This window comes from Paenibacillus apiarius (assembly GCF_017052585.1).
Lineage (GTDB): Bacteria > Bacillota > Bacilli > Paenibacillales > Paenibacillaceae > Paenibacillus_B > Paenibacillus_B apiarius.
Genome location: NZ_JAFFHZ010000001.1, coordinates 1,277,814 through 1,296,173 on the forward strand (window position 1 = coordinate 1,277,814; position 18,360 = coordinate 1,296,173).

The window sequence follows — 18,360 nt, forward strand, 5'->3', positions numbered from 1 at the left end:
GCCATGACAATCAACCGTTTTCGCAAGGCTTAACGGATTTCTCCCTATCGCGCAGCCTGCTCCCTGCAAGGGATTTATTGGGGGCAATATATATTTTTCGCCCGCTTGATATGTTTCGCAAACCTGTCTGATTATAACAAAAAACGCCGTTGCTGCCGGCACCAGGCTCATCCAGAACCCCGCATGCCGATATTACGGCGCTGATTATTTATCCGTCGCGTGTCAAGGGTGAAGGTTGCGCCGACATGACGGCGCGATATTCCCCCGGAGCAACCCCTTCCACTTTTTTAAATATGCGGCTGAAGGATACCGCTCCGCCATAACCAACTTGCTCCGCTATCGTTTGAATGGAGTCATCGCTATCCCGGAGCAGCCGCTTAGCACGCTCCAAGCGGATATGAATCAGAAAATCGATGAACTTTTCACCGGTAACCTCCTTGAACGATTTGCTCAACGTCTTCGGCGGCACTTGGAAGCGTTCGCTCAAGTGGTCGAGCGAGAGCTGCGGATGCGCATAGTTCGCTTCAATGTACGCTTGAATTTGACGTATCAGCGCGGTCGAGCGCTCCGCTTCCGCAGCAGACATCCACTGTTCCGCCTGCTTCAGCAGCTCGGACAGCAGCTGCTCAAGCTCCTGCATCGTCTCGCATCCTTCAATCCGCTCCAGCCACTTCGCTGTATCCGGAGGAGCATCACTCGTCCGTTGCGTCAGCTTCAGCCGCTTGTTCAGTTCCACGCCCAGCAGAGTGCAGGCCCGCACCACCTCTTGGCGGCAACACCTTGCCGCTCCCAGCATATGAAGCCAATCCAGCAGACGTGCCTTCCACTCTCCCTTGCCCTGCGCAACGCTGAGCGCGAGCGCCCGGGTGAGCGGCGCCACATCCACATCTACGGTCTGATGCTCCTTCTCTATGAGCACCCGGTTCATGCCGCAGGTCAGCTTGCGGCTCAACGCCCGCAAGGCCTGGGCGAACGCCTGCGGAATGTCTTGGATGGAGGCGGCGACATCGCTGACGCTGGCCGTAGATGTCCATTTCAAATAATTTTGAATCCAAGGCAGCATCTCTTCCATCACATCCGCAACTTTACGGGCAGCATGGGGATACTCCGTCTGTGCAGATGCAGGCTGCCACAGCATCACGAGCCGTTCCCCTGTCAACCAATCGGCCCACACCTTCCACTCATACTCTGCGGCTATTTCATGAAAGGCCGATTTCATCGCATATTGAAGCAGGAAGCGATCCCGCCGGGAATACGCTTTCGTGAACGAAAGATACCGATCGATTTCGACCGCGACGACCACACACCAGCGCTCGGCATCCAACGGAACGTCCAATGCATTCTCCTTATTAAGCGGATGCTCTTCATAGCTACCGTCCAACCATTGCCGAAATGCGTAATTGCGCAGAAATACGGCATCTTGCTTGCCCCGTTCCGCACTCTCGTCCCGTTCGGCAAACATCCGATCAAGAGCGGATTCGATGACGGCAAATTCATCCCAGCGCGATTGGTCCGATTGCAGGTAGGATGTCGTCTCGGCAATGGAGTTGACCCGCTGCACCAGATTCGCGACTGGCTTGTAATGACGATGGGTAATGTACACCATCCATCCCATCGCGGCGAGCAGCAGCAGCATGCCGCCAATCATCCATACATTGAACCATTCCTCTATACGAAAGAAACCCTTGCCCTTCTGAAACCCGCTCTCGAAAGTCCACCCCGTATAAGGCGACATATAGTCCGATACGACCGTGTATGACGGCGAAGAGTTAGAATTAGAGTTGGAATTAGGGTTAGAATCAGAATTTAGGTTATCGGTATCATTTTCTAGTAAATTGACACCCGAGCGATCGCGAATGCTGACGGCATTCAAGTCGGAGGCATGCCACTCCTGCACGAGCGCTTGAATGGATGCGGTGGCTACGCTCACGACGATCATTCCGTCTCCCCCGCCAGTTAAAGGCACGTGACGCACGAGCGACACGACAGACTTTTCATCTTGAAAATCATATTCTTTAAAGGGGCGCACGTCACCCCACGCGTATTCGTTGCTGCGAATATGACGGTGCGCCTCGATGAAGTCCTTGTCCATATATTCGCGAATAGTGAAGGCGCCGCTGCTGCTAAGCACCGATTCATCTTGCAATCGGACCAAATATACGTTATCGATAAGCAGATTACGGGCGCTGATCCGTTTCATAAGCTTTTTGATACGCATATGTAGAGCGACGTCATCATTCTTTTTGCCGTGAAAATATTGTTCCAGCTCCGGGGCGTTCAATACCTCGGAGACAACCATTTGGTCAATGTCTTTCAAGGAAGCGTCCGTGGCGCGAAGAGCTTGAAGGAGAAGCGAAGAATTCGACTGGATTGCGTCTTTGCGGCTTTGTTCGCTCAGCGTCTGAAAGAACACAAAGAACAGGAAGCTGACGACAATAATAAAAACAGGCATATACGACAGCAATAAGCGGTAAAACCATCGTTTGGCCATAGCGTAACGTTCCTCCTTCGAATTCCACTGCAAGGATGGAAAGAGATGGATTGCTGCCTTTAGGCAAGTAAACGCTTACATATTGGATAAACAAAAAAATCCCTCGCGGGACTTTGTCTGTTCCATAATGGCGGAGAGAGAGGGATTCGAACCCTCGCGGCTGTTACACCCTAACGCTTTAGCAAAGCGCCCCCTTCGGCCTCTTGGGTACCTCTCCATAATAAAATGGCTCCCCGAACAGGACTCGAACCTGTGACAACTCGGTTAACAGCCGAGTGCTCTACCAACTGAGCTATCGGGGAAAGACAAGTATTAATTTATCATGAATAATTAACGGTGTCAAGTGTCTGGAATGAAATTTGTTGTGAGAAATAGCTGGATGGGATCTTCGGGCGCCAACAGGGCCGCTTCCACTGGACAAATTACAGCCCACATGCCGTATTTTCGCCGAGTCCGTTCATTTGACTGGAATAATTCCTTAATGGCGCTGCTCCGACTTCGACTTCAACTTTTGAACTTAGACTACGGTATCGACTGCGACCTCGCCCCCCGGCCGCAGACCACGAGAAAGCCGAGTTCTGCGCCGCCCCGCCGCGCCCGCTGCAAACCATTCATGGCGTTCCCGCTGCTTCCCGCTTTTATTTGACTCAGCCCTCCTGATGCTCAAACCACTGGGACAGCGCAACAATAAGCGCTCCCATCCGCTCTTCCTCCGGAACGAGGATGCGCTCAATACCTGCGTCCGCGATGGCAGCGGCCGTTACTTTGCCAACGGCGGCCATTATTGTCCGCTCCTTCAAGACTTCGAGCAATTGCCCGGTCAGCTGCCGCTCTCTGGCATACGCGAACAAGAACCGCGCCTGCGGAGCGCTTGTCATCGCCACGGCATCGATTTTCCCTTCGAGCAGCTCCTCGGTTAGCTGCCGGAGCACGGCGCCCTCTGGCGGAGTATGCCGATATGGCATTAATTCCATTGTCTCAGCCCCGGCCTCCAGAAGGAATTGCAACAGCGCCGGGGCGGGGTCACCATGCAGTTGCAAGGCGGCACGGCTGCCTGCCATCCGTTCCACGCCGCTCGCCCTCAAGGCGCGTATAAGCCCGAGCGTCGAGCCGTCATCATCGCGCACGTCCACCGCCAATCCCAAGCGGCGCAGCGCATTGACCGTCTTGTAGCCCCGTGCCGCATGGCGGAGCCGAGCAAGCTTGGCAAGAAGGGCCTCCTCTTTCTCTGCTGCGCGCGCGGCTTCGACGAGCTTGTCCACTCCCATGCCAGTCGTCCAGATCGCCCAGTCAAGCGGTTCATGAATCAGCTTATCCACCTCGGCTTCCAAATGCTCGAACTGCTCGACTATCGTGCCCTGCGTCGGCCGGATAAGCGGCGTTCCTCCTTGCTTGGAGACGATCACCGCCATCTCTTCCGCTTTGCGGGGCCCCGTAAGCGCGATCACTTTGCCTTCACATTTCGCCATGTGCGTATTCCTCCTCTTCTCCATTCCACCATCGCCGCACGCAAGCGGCTATGCCAAGTTACGTGCTGGCCTCAGCGCCTGTTTGTTCCTTTTCCCATCGCCGCTTGCCTCTCCAGAGCCGTCAGCCGCAGCGGTCCGCGGCAGCGTCCGCATACGTAGCGCTTCACATCTACCTGTCGTTTGCGCAAATATGCCTGCCCGCAATGGCCGCATTCCAAGCGATAACGGTACGGCTCGGTCCGCTTCGGGGCAGCGCCCGGCAAAGCCTTGCAATAGCGCGATCCTCCTACCGCTTGCAGCAAATCCTTGAATTCTTTGTCCCGGTGACGATATCCTCTGCCCTCAATATGCAGGTGATAGTGGCACAGCTCATGCTTAATGATCCGTTCCACTTCCTCCGTTCCGTTCGCTGCGAGCTGTTTCGGATTGATTTCAATATCGTGAGACTTGAGCAGGTAGCGCCCTCCCGTCGACTTGAGTCTGGCGTTATATCGAGCCTTGTGGCGGAACGGTTTACCGAAGTCCCGGATCGATACCTGTTCAATCCAGGCCTGCAATCGCTCGTTCGACTCTAGCATTGTGAATCACCCTACTTCCTACTTGAATTTGTACTGGAAGTTCAGTACACTGTCAAGAGTAGAATTGCGGAAGAAGAGAGGGAATACGGATGCCGAAGATGCGCTATGTTCTATTTCAACGTGAAGGGACATTGGAATTTGTCGAGATGCCTTCCGATTATGCCTACCAATTGAGCGCACTCAATCTGCGATTGTGCAAGGAAATTGGCAAGCTCACCGCCTCGGGCGTACCGAAGCTGCCTGCTGCGGTTGCGGAGTGCGACCATCTGGAATTGCTGCGGGAAGAGGACACGATAATCAACGGATTGGATTACGTGAATCGATTGGAGCGCGCCTTCGCCTCCATCCAAGAGGATCAGTATCCGCTCATCGCTCTCTTGACGGAGATCCGGGCGCTGCAAGCTCAGATGGAGCAATGGTATGAGGAAGAATACGAAGGCTAGGCGCGAACGGACAGGCTAAAGCTGCCATTATATCGATGCACCAATCCTTTTTTTCTTAGCAGACGAACAGAGCTGCCGCATGAAGCGGCGGCTTTTTTGTATGCTTTTGGCGCTTGGCGTTCCCGAAACGCATAAGTTGCATCGCCCGCCATATGACCCGCATTTAGCCGGAACCTGCCATTTAGGCAAGGACCCGGCTTTTTGCATGCGGACCTGCACCAAAAACGGCCATTGCCCATAAGATAGCGATACAACGACGAATCTCTCGTCCCCGGTTGAAGGAGGGATGCTCATGCCGCAATGGTTGTGCAATCAGTTGATGCGCGCCTTTCACAAGAAAGACCGCCGTCAAATCAAACTGTTGAATGAGTGTTGGTTTTTTTATCGTTCAAAGCCGCGTGTTCATTCGTAAATTGCTGCGTTTCGCCCAAAAAGCCCGAAAAACGGAAGCAAAGCTGCCTGACCATCACAAATGAAAAGTCGAACCCCCGTCCGCGACCGCGACGGGGGTTTTGATTAAAGTCGCTATTCCATGTTCGGACGCTTCATCGTTAGACCGACGCGTCCTTTCTTCACATCCACCTGAAGTACCCATACCGTGACATTGTCACCGACGGATACGACATCGAGCGGATGCTTCACATATCGGTCGCTTAATTGGGAAATGTGGACTAGACCGTCATTTTTAATCCCGATATCGACGAACGCGCCGAAATCGATTACGTTCCGCACCGTTCCCTTCAGCTCCATTCCAGGCTGCAAATCTTCAATCTGCAGCACATCCGTCCGAAAAATAGGCGGCGGCAGCTCCTCGCGCGGATCACGCCCAGGACGCAGCAGGCTGTCGATAATGTCCTTCAGCGTCGGAACGCCAACATCCAGCTTCTGCGCCAGGGCGGTGACGTCCGCGCGCTGCAGCGATGCCGCCAGCTCCGGAGCTCCGATGGAATCGAGCCGCAGTCCGAGCTCGGTGAACAGCCGATCGACGACACTGTACGATTCGGGGTGAATCGGCGTCTTATCGAGCGGATGGTCGCCTTCAGTAATGCGCATAAAGCCGACACACTGCTCGAACGCCTTCGGCCCTAAGCGCGGCACCTTCTGCAGCTGGCGGCGCTCGGTAAACTTCCCGTTGTCTTCCCGGTATTTGACGATATTTTTCGCCAATGTCATGTTCACGCCGGATACATACGACAATAAGGATGGCGATGCCGTATTCACATCAACACCAACATGGTTGACCGCCGATTCCACAACGGCGCCCAAGCTCTCTTCCAGCCGCTTCGGCGCGACGTCATGCTGATATTGACCGACGCCAATCGCTTTCGGGTCGATCTTCACGAGCTCCGCCAGCGGGTCCTGCATGCGGCGGGCAATCGAGACTGCGCTGCGCTCCGCGACGTCAAGCGACGGGAACTCCTCCTGTGCCAACTTGGAGGCTGAATAGACGCTGGCGCCCGCTTCGTTCACAATCGCATATTGCAGTGACCGATCCTTGCGGGCATTCATCCAATTCGCAACGAATTGCTCGGTCTCGCGCGATGCTGTCCCGTTCCCGATGACGATGAGCTGGACGCCATATGTATCCGCCAGACGGTTGAAATTCTTCTCCGCTTCCGCCGTCTTATGATGCGGCGCGGTCGGATACGTGACGGCCACTTCGAGCATTTTACCCGTCTCATCGACGACAGCGAGCTTGCAGCCTGTCCGGAATGCAGGGTCCACTCCGAGCACCGTCTTGCCCTTGACTGGCGGCTGCAGCAGCAGGCTGCGCAAATTTTGGGCGAATACCTGAATCGCCTGCTCTTCGGCCTTATCCGTCAGATCGTTGCGCACGTCCCGTTCGATGGACGGAGCGATAAGCCGTTTGTACGAGTCTTCGATCGTCGCCTTCAACAATTCTGTGACGACAGATGCGCTCTTGATTACCTTCTTTTCCATATGAGCGATAATCTGCTCTACAGGCACGTCCAGCGCAACCTTCAAAATCTCTTCGCGCTCCCCGCGGTTGATGGCCAAAATACGGTGCGAAGGCAGCTTGCGGACCGGCTCGACGTATTCATAATACATCTCGTATACCGATTCCTGCTCCTTATCCTTTGCCTCGGTGCGAAGCACGCCGTGCTCCATCGTAAAGCGCCGCACCCAGGCGCGAATGTTCGGATCGTCGCCGATGCTCTCGGCGATAATGTCCAGAGCGCCCTGAACGGCCAGTTCTGGCGTAGGCACGCCCTTCTCTTCATTCACATAAGCCGCCGCTTCCATTAACGCATCGCCTTGCTTCGGGAAGCTCATCATCCAATTCGCAAGCGGTTCCAATCCACGTTCCTTTGCCACGCTTGCTCGCGTTTTCCGCTTCTGGCGGTAAGGGCGGTACAGATCCTCCACCTCTTGCAGCTTCACGGCCGCGACAACGGAGCGTTGCAGCTCTTCAGTAAGCTTGCCTTGCTCGGCGATAAGGCGCAGCACTTCGCGCTTGCGCTCCTCCAGTCCGCGCACATATCCGAGGCGCTCTTCCAAGGAACGAAGCTGATTCTCGTCCATCTCACCGGTCATTTCTTTGCGGTAACGCGCAATGAATGGAATCGTATTCCCCTCGTCCAAGAGGCCGACTGTCGTCTCCACCTGCTTCAGGCCAAGGGATAATTCTTGCGCAAGCTGCTTCAGCAAGCGCTTGGGCTCGTCCTGCTTCATTTGTTCCAATAACGGCTCCAGCGCCGTCAATTCCATTACGGTGTCTTGTACTGCCATCGTTTCATTCCTTTCCGTAATCCGAATCAGTGTCGTATTCCTCTGCCTAAGACCCTATGTTCTATTGTCGCAAAAGAGAGCCCGTTTTTCCAGAGCAAAGGTCACACGCCAATACTGCCTGCTCCCGCTTATCCGTTTGCACTCGTGATCGGCATGTTCCTTCCCTCGTCCTCATACTTCCTGACTATATGGGAGAATGGAGCTAACAGCAAATGCGCGGAAGGGAATGCCGCCATTCTGGAACGCAAAAATAAAAAAACGAGGCTGCCCTCGTTCTTCTAAAAAGCTTGTGCAAATGGTTAGAAATCAATTAAACCAACACTGATTTGGAGTCCTTCATCGACCTTGCGCATCGTCTCTTCATCCAAGTGCGTAATCTTGTCAGTCAAACGCTGCTTATCGATCGTGCGGATCTGCTCCAGCAAGATAACCGAGTCACGGTCGAAGCCGTGCGTTTCCGCGTCAATCTCCACATGTGTCGGTAATTTCGCCTTCTGAATCTGAGCCGTAATCGCAGCAACGATAACCGTCGGACTAAATCGATTGCCGATATCGTTCTGTATCACGAGGACGGGACGGACCCCGCCTTGCTCCGATCCAACGACGGGCGATAAATCCGCAAAAAATACGTCGCCGCGCTTTACAATCAATGTCTACACCCCGCTAACCAAACGGCCGAGAGTGCCATCCGCATCTTCTTCCGCATAAAAAGCCTCAGAAGCCATCGTTAAATTGATTTTGGCCATCTCCATGTAGCCGCGCTGCATGGATTCACGAATGTGTCGTTTTTTTCGCTCGTTTAAATATAATTTCATTGCTTGTCGAATAAATTCGCTTCGGTTGGATTTCTCCATAGCAACAATGCCGTCCACTTCTTGTAGTAATTGGTCGGGCAAGCTGATCATGATTCGTTTGGTGTTCTGAATATTAGCCACCTGTCCTCGCACCCCCAAAACCTTTCCTGCCTATTTACCATTATGTCGATTCCGTAGAAAATTTATACAAAAGCATATATATGCCCGATGCAGATGGAGTATGTTGCATGCGCAAGCAAAAAAACAGCTGCATCCCGATACTTATTCGCGCTTTAGACATAAAAATCCTTCATCTTTTAAAAAATGACACACGGTAAATGGTTCCACTCCCTTATTTTCCGTTATTTTCCGTCAAATCTTGCACTCGCTCCCCTGCCAACAACGGATTCACCACCTGCACCGGCTTCCCTTGCACCATGTACAAGCGCGGAACACGATGCGCTATCATGCACACCACTTCATAATTGATCGTGCCTAAATGTGCGGCAATCTCCTCTGCCGTAATCCGCTCCTCTCCTTGGGAGCCGATAAGCACGGCTTCTTCTCCCGCCTCGATCTCGACGGCGGCTGCGCCCAACGGCCGCAAGGAGACCATGCATTGATCCATGCAGATACGGCCGATGACAGGCACTCGCTGGCCGCGTATGAGCATGCTGACCTTACCGCTTAATAAGCGCGAATAGCCGTCCGCATAGCCGATCGGCATCGTTGCAATTCGCTCGTCGCTCGTCGTGCAATATTGAACGCCATAGCTGATGCCTTCGCCTGGCGGCACCGTCTTCGTATGCACGACCTTCGTCTTCAACGTCAGCACCGGCTCCAGCTCAATTCGGGTACGGTTCACCTCTATGGAAGGATACAATCCATAGATGCTGACTCCGACGCGAACCATGTCGTAAGACCAATCCGGCATATCGATTGCTGCAGCGCTGTTGCTTGCATGAACAACCGGAACCGTAATCCGCTCTGCGGCAAGCGCCTCAATCACGGCTTGAAATCTCGTCCGCTGCAGCTCGGAATAAGCTTTGTCCGCTTCATCGGCACAGGCGAAGTGAGTAAATATCCCCTCTACCTCTACGCCCTGTACGGCGTTCAATCGCTCTATGCAGCTTACCGCTTCCTCCGGGGTGCGAATGCCGAGCCGTCCCATGCCGGAATCAATCTTTACATGCAGTTTCAATATTCGTCCGCCGTGCTGCGCACTGAGCGATGGTGCCTCGGCCTCAAGCGCCCGAATGCATTCCTCGGAAAAAATATTGAGTGTAATATCATATTGGTAAGCCGCCGAAAAACCTTCAGGCGGCGTATAGCCTAGTATCAATATCGGAGTGCGTACACCTGCGCGTCGCAGCTGTATCGCTTCTTCCAGGAAAGCCACGTTTAAATAGTCTACACCGAATCGTTCTGCGGCACGAGCCATTTCGACCGCGCCGTGACCGTACGCATTCGCCTTGACACAGACGCTCAATCTGGTTGCAGCAGGCAGCGCGTCGCGAAAAGCCTGCATGTTACGCTGCAAAGCGTCTAGTGAAATCTCAGCACACGTTGGGCGAAAGTACGTTTCCAAGTCAGTCACCTTCTCCGTTCCCTATCTCTCCCGTTCAATCGTCAATAACCTATGTTAAAGGCCGGATCGCAGACTGTCAACCAAGCAAAAATGACTTTTCCGGTCTTTGCTATGGGAATAACCGCTTATATAGGGAAATTGTTCCGATTCTATCCCGCTTGAACCCGCTCTACATGCAAAAAAACCAAAGCCCATACTCTGAAGAGGTCTACAGAATACGGGCTGGCTCTTTCCTATTGCTTATTTTCCTGGCTGATCCACCATTGATTGCGCAACCTTGACCATTTCAGCTTCTGGAAGATCCGCGCTTGTCATCCGGTATTTAACACCGTCATACACCCAAGTGAGCGTCTTCTGCTCATCGCCGGTCAACTGACCATACGTGAAGCCCAAATCAAGCGCTTTTCCATATATCAAGCCTACTTCCAGATCCTTCGGCCGCGATTCCAAAATCGTAAAGTTGTATGTGCCGGCGTAGCGCAGCATGACTGAGTGGTCTTTGCTCTCAGGAACCTCCATATCATCCTTCTTCGCCACGCCTTCCGGGAGGTATGAAGGCTCGATGAAGCCGAATGGCCCAAGCTCCTCGGTCGACTCCTTCTGCGGCTCAACTGCCGGATCGGTTCCTGTGCCCTTCGCGTCCGGCTCGCCTTCCGGCACTGTCGTCTCCTTGGCGGCATCCCCGGCCCCGTCCTTCGAATCGACGATTCCGGTCGGGATCGACGCATGGTTCATGCTGGTCATGTTGCGCTGCATATCAAACGAGTCTTTGTCGAATTTCGTGCCGAATACAAATTGATTGAACTTCATTTCGACCACAACATTCGCGTCGGAGTCCGTAACCTGAACTTGCTTTGGCGCATAGTCATTTTTGTTCAACCATATTTTTTGCCGCACGAGCGAGTCTGTCTGATAGTTGGCAGCAACTTCAAACACGTAGCTGTCCCCGTCGGTAGCGAATTGGCGGCCATTGTCCGACAGAATGCTGCGCACCAGCGTCTGATACAGATACACTTGACCCTGATTTTCCGGCCAATCGCTTTGGAAGCGGAAGATTTTGTTCAAGCTTGGCGTCAATACAAAGACGCCTTCTTCGTTCCGCAGCACAACCTGCTTGATGTCCTTCTTCGCATTGGTCAACACGATCCGGTAATAGGAAGGATCTTGATACCGGACTTCCACTTGATACTCGAGCGGCTGCTGCCCGGAATGCAGCGTCATCGTGCCGATGCCTTCATAACTTTCCAGCTTGCTCATCACGTGATCCAAATCCTGAACCACGGCGGTTGCATCCTTCTTCCCGCATCCGACTACCAGAATCGCAACACTTATCACGATGGCCAATATCCACGTGATCCGACGCATGAGATCATCCCCTCTGACATTGAATATTCTTCGATTCGGTGTACTCCTCATCACTGATAACATGTCTATGTGGGTACTTGGCCAATTATGCAGACTAGCATGACAAGCGTGACAAGTTATAGGTGCACGCCATTCATCGCATGTTGCAAGACCGTGTCTAACGCGGCTTATTGCATGTTGGCAGACGCGAAAAGAGGGATCCTGAAGGCTCCCCCATTCCATTCGTTATTTATAAATGCGAGGCAGCGCCACATTAATAGGAACGCGTCCCCTATCAACACCTTTGTCATAACCGGCACATCTTAGAGCCTGAAGCTCATCCGCGCGCACGCATTGATATCCCTTCAAGCGCAGATCCTTGAGAACATCCTGCAGTCCTTCCAGCATTTGCTGCGGAGCAGCTTCGTCTGCTCCGATCGTATCACCGCTATCGTGCAGCAGCACAACGGAGCCTGGTTTGATTTTTTTGATTAGTCTTCGTTTAAGCCGATCCGCATCCGTATCTCGCTTCCAATCCCATCCCATAACAGACCAGAGCACGATCCGATAAGACTTGCGCAAAAAGAGGAAATCCCCAGCGTTCAATATCCCCCACGGAGGCCGATAGAAGGCGGGCCGTTCCCCGGTAATGCGTTCGACAATGTCAGCCGACCGATCCACATGCTGCCGCCTGACCTGCCTTGGCGTCATCAGCCAATTAGGCAGATGTGTATAGTTATGAATACCAATTTGATGGCCTTCACGGTATATTCGCCTCATCAACTCTGGATATTTCTCGGCTTTGCAGCCAAGCACGAAAAAGGTTGCCTTGATCCCATGCTCTTGCAGTAAATCAAGCAGTTGCGGAGTATATCGGGGATCGGGGCCGTCATCAAATGTAAAGGCAACCTTCGCCGCATGTTTTCCTTTTCTAAACACGCCTATGCCGCATATTCTCGTCATGAAAAAAGGAAGCGCCATATAAATGAAAATCAATAAAAGAATGAAGATGGATACCCCAAGCATCAACTTCTGCATGGGATCACTTCTTTTCGGTAACGCTGCATTAAAGACTGCTTCGTCATCATCAACATCATCGGGTTCAGCTTCCCTGTGCTCTGCTTGACTCTTCGCTTGCCGCTCGGATGCAACACCGCGAGCAAGAAACGAAGATACCAAGTCGTTATCCACCGGAACCATTTCGATGTCATCGGGTGCAGTTCAAAACCCAATCCGTAAATAATTCCGCGATGGAGCAAGGTGATGCCCGTTAATGCTTTGACTTTCGCAAGTTCGGGCGTGCTTTCCATTGCCAGGCTTATCTGTCCAAGCGAATCGCGCAATAGACGAGCCGTCATCAAGGCTGCCCGATCCGGTCCGACGGAACGGGACAACTGCAGCACTTGTCTATTATCAAGATGAAGCTCTCCCACCCAATCTCCGGCATGCACCCAATGACCGTCATTGCATTGCACGTCTTGCCCATGATGACGCCTTACAACCAGCTTGCATATTCCATATTGGGATACGGATACACTTCGCAATCTGGTAAACAAGTCAAACACTCTTTCCCACATCATCCAAATAGATTGCAAACACACTTTCGAGGTTGATGCAAACACGTTCAATACAGTCACCTATTTCCCTAGTAAAATATGTTCAACTCCTTCACTTCTATTATTAATAGTAGAGAATGAAATTCTCTTTTCTCTTACTCCGTTCTTACAAATTTCTTAAGCTGCATGCAGCAATGTTTGTATTGACTATCCGTTCAGTCAAAAGTTTTGATAACAAAAAGGTAAAATATTACTGTGATCATCATCATCATGGCCCCCTTGCGGGCCTGCCCCCAGAAGCAAATGATCAAATTCGGAGCGTTGCCAGCGAGAAGATTTTAAAAGCGGCAAGGGTCGATATTCGGATCGAAGAGCTGCTTGTCGTCATGGAGGCTGCGGCAGCGAACGAGACTCCTGCCGAGCAAATCCGGCACATCGTAGAAGGATCGCTGGATAACGTGCGCATTCAGCCCGAAGTGTTCAGGTTCTATCTTCATCTTATGACGCAGCCCAAACAAGACAAAGTGTTAAGCAAATATACGGCCAAGTTGGCCGCAGAGTACGAAAGACAGTTTGAAGTCCAATGTGAAATGTTCGAACAGCTGGGAGTTCCTGACCCGAGGATGAGATCTCTCCATTTTTCATCCTTGCTTCAAGGAATTATGCTTATGTTTTCGAACTATCCGAAGGGATTTCCCCTCGCCGAGGTCAAGAAGCAGGTGCTCCAGGAAATCAACTCACTTATTTCTCGTCATGAATGCGCCAAGTCCTGATAGAACGCCAAGTCCGATCGTGCAAAAAATTCCGATTAAAATTCCGGGTTCCCCTATATTGGCATAGAGAAACCCGTTCATGAAGATGGAAGCCATACAAATAAGGAAAATCCATTTCATAATTTGATGTGCTGTCATCCTTATCTCCCCCTAAAAATTAAGTAATGTCAACTTGTTCAACCTTGCGAACCGTAGCGGCTGCCAGCACAAGGCCAACCACCGCCAAGGACAACGGAATATATATAATGGAGGCTAACGAAAATACTGGATTGTGCGCGCTGACTATCGCTGTAATCAGGATGGACGATAGGATCGTTTCTGGAACCGATAGTTTGCGCATCCCGAAAAATAAAGGAATCAAGCTCGTTCCCGAAGCGGCAAAGGCAAATGCGAACATGCTCACGACCTGTTGAACGACCATTTCCAATGGCAATGATCCGGGAATAAACTGCAAATACGCATTTACACTAAAAAATACAAGCGCCACAAACGCGTTGGAAACGATGATCGCAATAAAGGTCAGCCCGCCTACTATGCATAATTTAGAAGCAATTATTTTCTTGCGGCTGATTGGGTATGAAAACATGATCGTAATCGTTTTATTCTTATACTCCTCGATGACCAGCCTTGCAATGAGCACTGCCGCAAACACAATAAATGTGGCCCTGACGATTGCGCCGATTACGACAAAAGCTTCCTGAAAACCATTAAATGCAGATTGGCCTTCGTTACTTTCCACATACCCAATCAGACAGAGCAAAGCCGCCATGATTACATTTGCAATGATAGCTCCATTCCTATACCAACCAAATTTCGTTTTTTTCCATTCCAGCTTCATGAGCTTCAGCATTTGATATCACCTTTCTGTCTTTACCTATTTTCTATTTTAGCGGCGGTTCATTTCTTTTCTGTTTCTTATTTCTTAAGAAAATCTTACGTTCCGTAATGGCGGGATACGAGGAACATATATATATGGGAGCTGATAACGTGCAAAATTTCAAAACATCCATCGACAGAAAGGGAAACCTAATTATTACAATAAGAGATTCCGAGAAAAATTCGTTACTCTCCATGAAAAAGAATGAAAAAGAAATTACGGTTAGAAATATCCCAACATGAGTAGATATTGCAGGCCATGCACTCTGAACAGCTTAATTGTCATACGCCATCCTCGTTAACATAATTTCCCTTGTCTCCTACAAAAAAAGTAGTGTGAGCAACTACTCACACTACTTTAACGGTTGTCTAACGTTTTTGCGAAATATTCACTATAGTTAAATCAATAACAAAGCTGCCTTTTAACAATATATCCAAACCAACTATTCCATTAATTCCGAAACGTTCGTCTAGTTCTTCGTAAATTCAATTTCCTTCGCCCCCGGCTCTATGTTCATCGGCACCGAGAAGCGAAGGATATTACCGTTCGAGTCGGCATAAAATGTGCCTTTTACCTCCGCTTCAAACCGTTCATAGGAAATTTCGAACACATCATCGTTCAAATGTGTCATAGGCAAGGTCAACGAATTATACATCAATTGCAGACGGCCATTATCAAGCTCAATGCTCGCCTTCCCATAGCCTGGATGTTCATAAGTCCCTGTATAGTCTATAAGCGGATGAGGGAGGGCCGATTCGATTTCACCCTTGAGCTCTTTAACATTTTGGCGCCCCTTCTCCTTCTGTTCCTGAAGCTGTTCCTTCCACTTCTTAAGGTCTTCCTCAATTCTTCCATTCCAATCCATTTCCTCAAGACCTAGCAAACGATCAAATAGGTTAAAGGATGCTATTAATGGAAGCGAAACCTTTCTTCATTTGCAGACGCACTCCTGTTTTATGCACAATTTCAACATCCTTGCTTCTCCTTCAGAGAACAGTAGGGTACAATGGAAGGACAGCTTCATTGAGAATCATTATCACATATGGAGGTTCGATGAATTTGAACACCGAGCACAATCAACAATACGATATAGCCAAATTAGGAACGCTGCTGCACGAAGACCATATCGCATGGAATTTTAGAAATATGGACAAAATTTTGCCCAAAAACGATATTCAGGCCCCAGAACGCAAATTTCTGTTTCAAAAAGTCGAACAGCCGTTAACAGAAATTGGTTATGAGATAAACGGACAGCGCAACAAAGTCGCCGATTATTTGCAAAAGGTGTTTGCCACCGGGTTTCTGGTCATTAAAGACGATACGATCATGACGGAGCAGTATTTTAACGGCTATAGCGAGCAATCGACCGCCATGTCCATGTCCGTGGCTAAATCGTTGGTGTCCGCTTTAATGGGCATCGCGTTTGAGGAAGGGGCTATGAACGATGTTCATGATCCGGTGACCTTATACTTGCCGGAGTTAATCGGAAGCGGCTTTGACGGGGCGAGCATTAAAGACATTTTGCAGATGTCTTCCGGCGTTCGCTTCAATGAAGATTACGCTGACGAGAATGCGGAGATCTACACCTTCTTGAACGATGTGTTCGGCGAGACGGCCATGCCCATATCGAAGTTTGTGCAAAAGCTGACAAGATTGCAGGCGCCAGGCCGTTTCCAATATAAAAGCGTCGATACTCAAATTCTATGCATGTTGATTGAAAAGATAACCGGAAAGAAAGCATCTGCCTATTTAGAAGAAAAAATATGGAAGCCGCTGGGCATGGAACAGGATGCATACTGGAATACCGATCTGCATGGCAACGAGATTGCCTTCACGTTCGTTAACGCGACGCTCAGGGATTACGCCAAGTTCGGAAGACTATATTTGCATAATGGAAATTGGAATGGCAGCCAAATCGTATCCGACAAGTGGGTCAAGCAATCGGTAACTCCCGATCGGGCCGATTTGCAGCCAGGGGCAGCCGACGACTTCTTCGGGTATCAATATCAATGGTGGATTCCGCAAAACAGCAACGGATCTGAATTTATGGCGCGCGGCATTTACGGGCAACACATTTATGTGAATCAGCAAGAACATGCCGTTATCGTAAAAACCGGGGTTGATCCGACCATTTTCAATATTCATGATTACGAAGCCGTCACTGCTTACCGCACCATCCTCGAGCATTTGAAATAATCAATAAAAAAGCTGCAGCCTCATCGGGCCGCAGCTTTTGCCCATATTCTACATATCTGTTCGCTCGCGGTCCCATTAGGTTTGATATAATAGTCTGTAATCTGCACTTCTGAGCATTTCTTATTGATAGTCCCATCACTAATGCAATCATTAGCGAGGAGGCATATCCCATCCATAAAAATGAATTGAACGATCAAAAAGTCCCCTTCGAGCCTTCAGATGACATGACTAAGCCTTTCTTCATAGGAGAAGAAGCTGAATGGAACCAGGAGGACGACAGTGAAGAAGATCTGTATACTCCCTCCCGAAGAACATGGATTAAAAAAACGATAGCCATCTTGCTGGCTATCCTGCTGTTCGGCAATTTGATCGCTTTTTTACCGCAGATCTACAACCTTCCAGCCCTCCGTTTTTTGAACAAGGACACAGAATTATCGCAGAATGAACAGATTCAGCAATATAAACAAGCGGTGGTCGTCATAAATGCCAGCGATCGGAAAGGTACCGGATTCAATATCGCCGCGAACGGCCTCATTATTACGAATCAACATGTAATGGAAGCCGAGCAGGTTGGCTCTGTCCGTTTTCTTCATGGGAAGTCGTATCTGGCAGATGTCATCGTTCGCGATACGGAACTCGACGTTGCCATACTTAAGATCAGAGACAATGAGACCGACCTGCCTGCGCTAGAATTGGAGACAGAGACACCGTATCAGGCAGGCAGCCCAATCCATGTCATAGGCAATCCATTATCTTTCTACCAAATCGCCATTGAAGGCACCCTTATAGGATTGGCTTCTCTTGATAATCGCGATCTTCCCGTGCTCATGATACAGGCGCCTATCCATAAAGGGAACAGCGGCAGCCCTGTTATCAACCAGAATGGTAAAGTCATCGCTGTTGTATTCGCTGCTTCAAATATGAAACAGGGAGACCAATCCATCGACATAGGGCTCGCAATACCAATCGATTATCTGGAGAATACGTAACGTCAAACTAATATGTATATTGGGGGTGTTATGGAATGCTGCTTGAAATTGTTTCGTTGAATGAGTCTCTTATTCCTAAAGTAAGAGGCTTGGTTAGTGGTTACTTAAATTCTTCGTTTGATGGGGATGATGAATCCGCCTATTCTCCCGAACAAATGGAAAAGTGTGAGCAAATTCTCAATCGGTTCTTATGCTTTGATTTGGCTCATTGTTATTTGGCTAAGCATGGCGAGGAGTATGTAGGGCTTATTGTCCATTCATGGAGTTTTTCACTATCCAAAGGTTATGCTGTATTGCGTATAGAAGCTTTATATTCGTTGCCGAGCTATAGGAACAAGGGTGTCGGCAGGAAATTGTTGCAACATGCCATTGATCTAGCCAATGAGAAAAAAGCTGCTCGCTTACAGCTTGAAACAGACGATGAAAATGTTCCTGCTCGGGCCTTATACGCAAGTCTCGGTTTTGAGCTGCTAACAGGAAAGGGAGTGTACATGTTATTTTTATAAGATGG

At 50.3% G+C, this 18,360-nt stretch carries 18 protein-coding genes and 2 tRNA genes; 6 read left to right on the top strand and 14 right to left on the bottom strand.

All coding sequences use genetic code 11. From position 1 onward, the window contains the following. Positions 1–208 precede the first annotated feature (208 nt). The 5 genes from JSQ80_RS05845 to JSQ80_RS05865 all read right to left on the bottom strand — a co-directional run bounded on the left by JSQ80_RS05845 (position 209) and on the right by JSQ80_RS05865 (position 4,538). Positions 209–2,491 (bottom strand): helix-turn-helix domain-containing protein, encoded by a 2,283-nt coding sequence (locus JSQ80_RS05845; protein WP_206094688.1) that lies wholly within the window; start codon positions 2,489–2,491, stop codon positions 209–211. Between the two features lie 128 nt (positions 2,492–2,619). After that, positions 2,620–2,708: transfer RNA gene (locus JSQ80_RS05850), tRNA-Ser, on the bottom strand. Between the two features lie 9 nt (positions 2,709–2,717). Continuing rightward, positions 2,718–2,793: transfer RNA gene (locus JSQ80_RS05855), tRNA-Asn, on the bottom strand. Positions 2,794–3,138: 345 nt separating this feature from the next. Further along, entirely contained in the window at positions 3,139–3,960 is an 822-nt protein-coding gene (locus JSQ80_RS05860; protein WP_206094689.1) for a uroporphyrinogen-III synthase, read from the bottom strand. A gap of 71 nt (positions 3,961–4,031) precedes the next feature. Further along, on the bottom strand, positions 4,032–4,538 hold the full coding sequence (locus tag JSQ80_RS05865) for a SprT family protein (RefSeq protein WP_206094690.1): 507 nt from the start codon (positions 4,536–4,538) through the stop codon (positions 4,032–4,034). A gap of 89 nt (positions 4,539–4,627) precedes the next feature. Here JSQ80_RS05865 and JSQ80_RS05870 point away from each other — a divergent pair, with 89 nt between their 5' ends. Both JSQ80_RS05870 and cmpA read left to right on the top strand, forming a co-directional pair. Further along, positions 4,628–4,981, top strand: a complete 354-nt coding sequence (locus JSQ80_RS05870; protein ID WP_087435754.1) for a hydrolase/acyltransferase — start codon at positions 4,628–4,630, stop codon at positions 4,979–4,981. 292 nt (positions 4,982–5,273) lie between these two features. Continuing rightward, positions 5,274–5,393: a cortex morphogenetic protein CmpA gene (gene cmpA / locus JSQ80_RS05875; protein ID WP_019422578.1), complete on the top strand. Its 120-nt coding sequence runs from the start codon at positions 5,274–5,276 to the stop codon at positions 5,391–5,393. Between the two features lie 113 nt (positions 5,394–5,506). On the opposite strand, the gene JSQ80_RS05880 is transcribed toward cmpA, so the two are convergent. From JSQ80_RS05880 to JSQ80_RS05910, 7 genes are all read right to left on the bottom strand, one after another. Then, positions 5,507–7,732 (bottom strand): Tex family protein, encoded by a 2,226-nt coding sequence (locus tag JSQ80_RS05880; RefSeq protein ID WP_272491078.1) that lies wholly within the window; start codon positions 7,730–7,732, stop codon positions 5,507–5,509. Positions 7,733–8,031: 299 nt separating this feature from the next. Continuing rightward, on the bottom strand, positions 8,032–8,382 hold the full coding sequence (locus tag JSQ80_RS05885; RefSeq protein ID WP_019422581.1) for a type II toxin-antitoxin system PemK/MazF family toxin: 351 nt from the start codon (positions 8,380–8,382) through the stop codon (positions 8,032–8,034). A 3-nt stretch (positions 8,383–8,385) separates the two neighbouring features. Beyond that, positions 8,386–8,667 (bottom strand): CopG family ribbon-helix-helix protein, encoded by a 282-nt coding sequence (locus JSQ80_RS05890; RefSeq protein ID WP_019422582.1) that lies wholly within the window; start codon positions 8,665–8,667, stop codon positions 8,386–8,388. A gap of 211 nt (positions 8,668–8,878) precedes the next feature. Further along, a complete protein-coding gene (gene alr, locus JSQ80_RS05895) occupies positions 8,879–10,114 on the bottom strand; it encodes an alanine racemase (RefSeq protein ID WP_206094691.1) in 1,236 nt (411 codons plus the stop codon). 240 nt (positions 10,115–10,354) lie between these two features. Further along, positions 10,355–11,479, bottom strand: coding sequence for an outer membrane lipoprotein-sorting protein (locus JSQ80_RS05900; RefSeq protein ID WP_206094692.1), 1,125 nt, complete (start codon positions 11,477–11,479; stop codon positions 10,355–10,357). Positions 11,480–11,704: 225 nt separating this feature from the next. Next, entirely contained in the window at positions 11,705–12,496 is a 792-nt protein-coding gene (locus JSQ80_RS05905; RefSeq protein WP_206094693.1) for a polysaccharide deacetylase family protein, read from the bottom strand. Next, on the bottom strand, positions 12,484–13,095 hold the full coding sequence (locus JSQ80_RS05910) for a YkoP family protein (protein WP_418888870.1): 612 nt from the start codon (positions 13,093–13,095) through the stop codon (positions 12,484–12,486). The genes JSQ80_RS05905 and JSQ80_RS05910 overlap by 13 nt, the downstream gene beginning before the upstream one ends. 113 nt (positions 13,096–13,208) lie before the next feature. Here JSQ80_RS05910 and JSQ80_RS05915 point away from each other — a divergent pair, with 113 nt between their 5' ends. Beyond that, the gene (locus tag JSQ80_RS05915; protein ID WP_240463565.1) at positions 13,209–13,787 is read left to right on the top strand and encodes a TetR/AcrR family transcriptional regulator; all 579 of its coding nucleotides are present in this window, start codon (positions 13,209–13,211) and stop codon (positions 13,785–13,787) included. A 157-nt stretch (positions 13,788–13,944) separates the two neighbouring features. Here JSQ80_RS05915 and JSQ80_RS05920 read toward each other — a convergent pair whose 3' ends face one another. Continuing rightward, complete coding sequence (locus JSQ80_RS05920; RefSeq protein ID WP_206094694.1) at positions 13,945–14,637, bottom strand: ABC transporter permease; 693 nt, start codon at positions 14,635–14,637, stop codon at positions 13,945–13,947. A 496-nt stretch (positions 14,638–15,133) separates the two neighbouring features. After that, on the bottom strand, positions 15,134–15,529 hold the full coding sequence (locus JSQ80_RS05925; protein WP_206094695.1) for a DUF3471 domain-containing protein: 396 nt from the start codon (positions 15,527–15,529) through the stop codon (positions 15,134–15,136). Between the two features lie 188 nt (positions 15,530–15,717). On the opposite strand from JSQ80_RS05925, the gene JSQ80_RS05930 reads away from it, so the two are divergent. From JSQ80_RS05930 to JSQ80_RS05940, 3 genes are all read left to right on the top strand, one after another. Next, entirely contained in the window at positions 15,718–16,860 is a 1,143-nt protein-coding gene (locus JSQ80_RS05930; protein ID WP_206094696.1) for a serine hydrolase domain-containing protein, read from the top strand. 224 nt (positions 16,861–17,084) lie between these two features. Continuing rightward, entirely contained in the window at positions 17,085–17,849 is a 765-nt protein-coding gene (locus JSQ80_RS05935; RefSeq protein ID WP_240463566.1) for a S1C family serine protease, read from the top strand. A 35-nt stretch (positions 17,850–17,884) separates the two neighbouring features. Then, complete coding sequence (locus tag JSQ80_RS05940; RefSeq protein ID WP_206094697.1) at positions 17,885–18,355, top strand: GNAT family N-acetyltransferase; 471 nt, start codon at positions 17,885–17,887, stop codon at positions 18,353–18,355. The last annotated feature ends 5 nt before the right edge of the window (positions 18,356–18,360 follow it).

Coding starts and splice junctions, on each gene's coding strand:
- JSQ80_RS05870 (WP_087435754.1), top strand. CDS start 4,628: ATGCCGAAGATGCGCTATGTTCTATTTCAACGTGAAGGGACATTGGAA.
- JSQ80_RS05915 (WP_240463565.1), top strand. CDS start 13,209: ATGTTTGTATTGACTATCCGTTCAGTCAAAAGTTTTGATAACAAAAAG.
- JSQ80_RS05905 (WP_206094693.1), bottom strand. CDS start 12,496: ATGCAGAAGTTGATGCTTGGGGTATCCATCTTCATTCTTTTATTGATT.
- JSQ80_RS05925 (WP_206094695.1), bottom strand. CDS start 15,529: ATGGATTGGAATGGAAGAATTGAGGAAGACCTTAAGAAGTGGAAGGAA.
- JSQ80_RS05940 (WP_206094697.1), top strand. CDS start 17,885: ATGCTGCTTGAAATTGTTTCGTTGAATGAGTCTCTTATTCCTAAAGTA.
- JSQ80_RS05900 (WP_206094692.1), bottom strand. CDS start 11,479: ATGCGTCGGATCACGTGGATATTGGCCATCGTGATAAGTGTTGCGATT.
- JSQ80_RS05845 (WP_206094688.1), bottom strand. CDS start 2,491: ATGGCCAAACGATGGTTTTACCGCTTATTGCTGTCGTATATGCCTGTT.
- JSQ80_RS05935 (WP_240463566.1), top strand. CDS start 17,085: ATGACTAAGCCTTTCTTCATAGGAGAAGAAGCTGAATGGAACCAGGAG.
- JSQ80_RS05865 (WP_206094690.1), bottom strand. CDS start 4,538: ATGCTAGAGTCGAACGAGCGATTGCAGGCCTGGATTGAACAGGTATCG.
- JSQ80_RS05880 (WP_272491078.1), bottom strand. CDS start 7,732: ATGGCAGTACAAGACACCGTAATGGAATTGACGGCGCTGGAGCCGTTA.
- cmpA (WP_019422578.1), top strand. CDS start 5,274: ATGCCGCAATGGTTGTGCAATCAGTTGATGCGCGCCTTTCACAAGAAA.
- JSQ80_RS05860 (WP_206094689.1), bottom strand. CDS start 3,960: ATGGCGAAATGTGAAGGCAAAGTGATCGCGCTTACGGGGCCCCGCAAA.
- JSQ80_RS05920 (WP_206094694.1), bottom strand. CDS start 14,637: ATGCTGAAGCTCATGAAGCTGGAATGGAAAAAAACGAAATTTGGTTGG.
- JSQ80_RS05930 (WP_206094696.1), top strand. CDS start 15,718: ATGAATTTGAACACCGAGCACAATCAACAATACGATATAGCCAAATTA.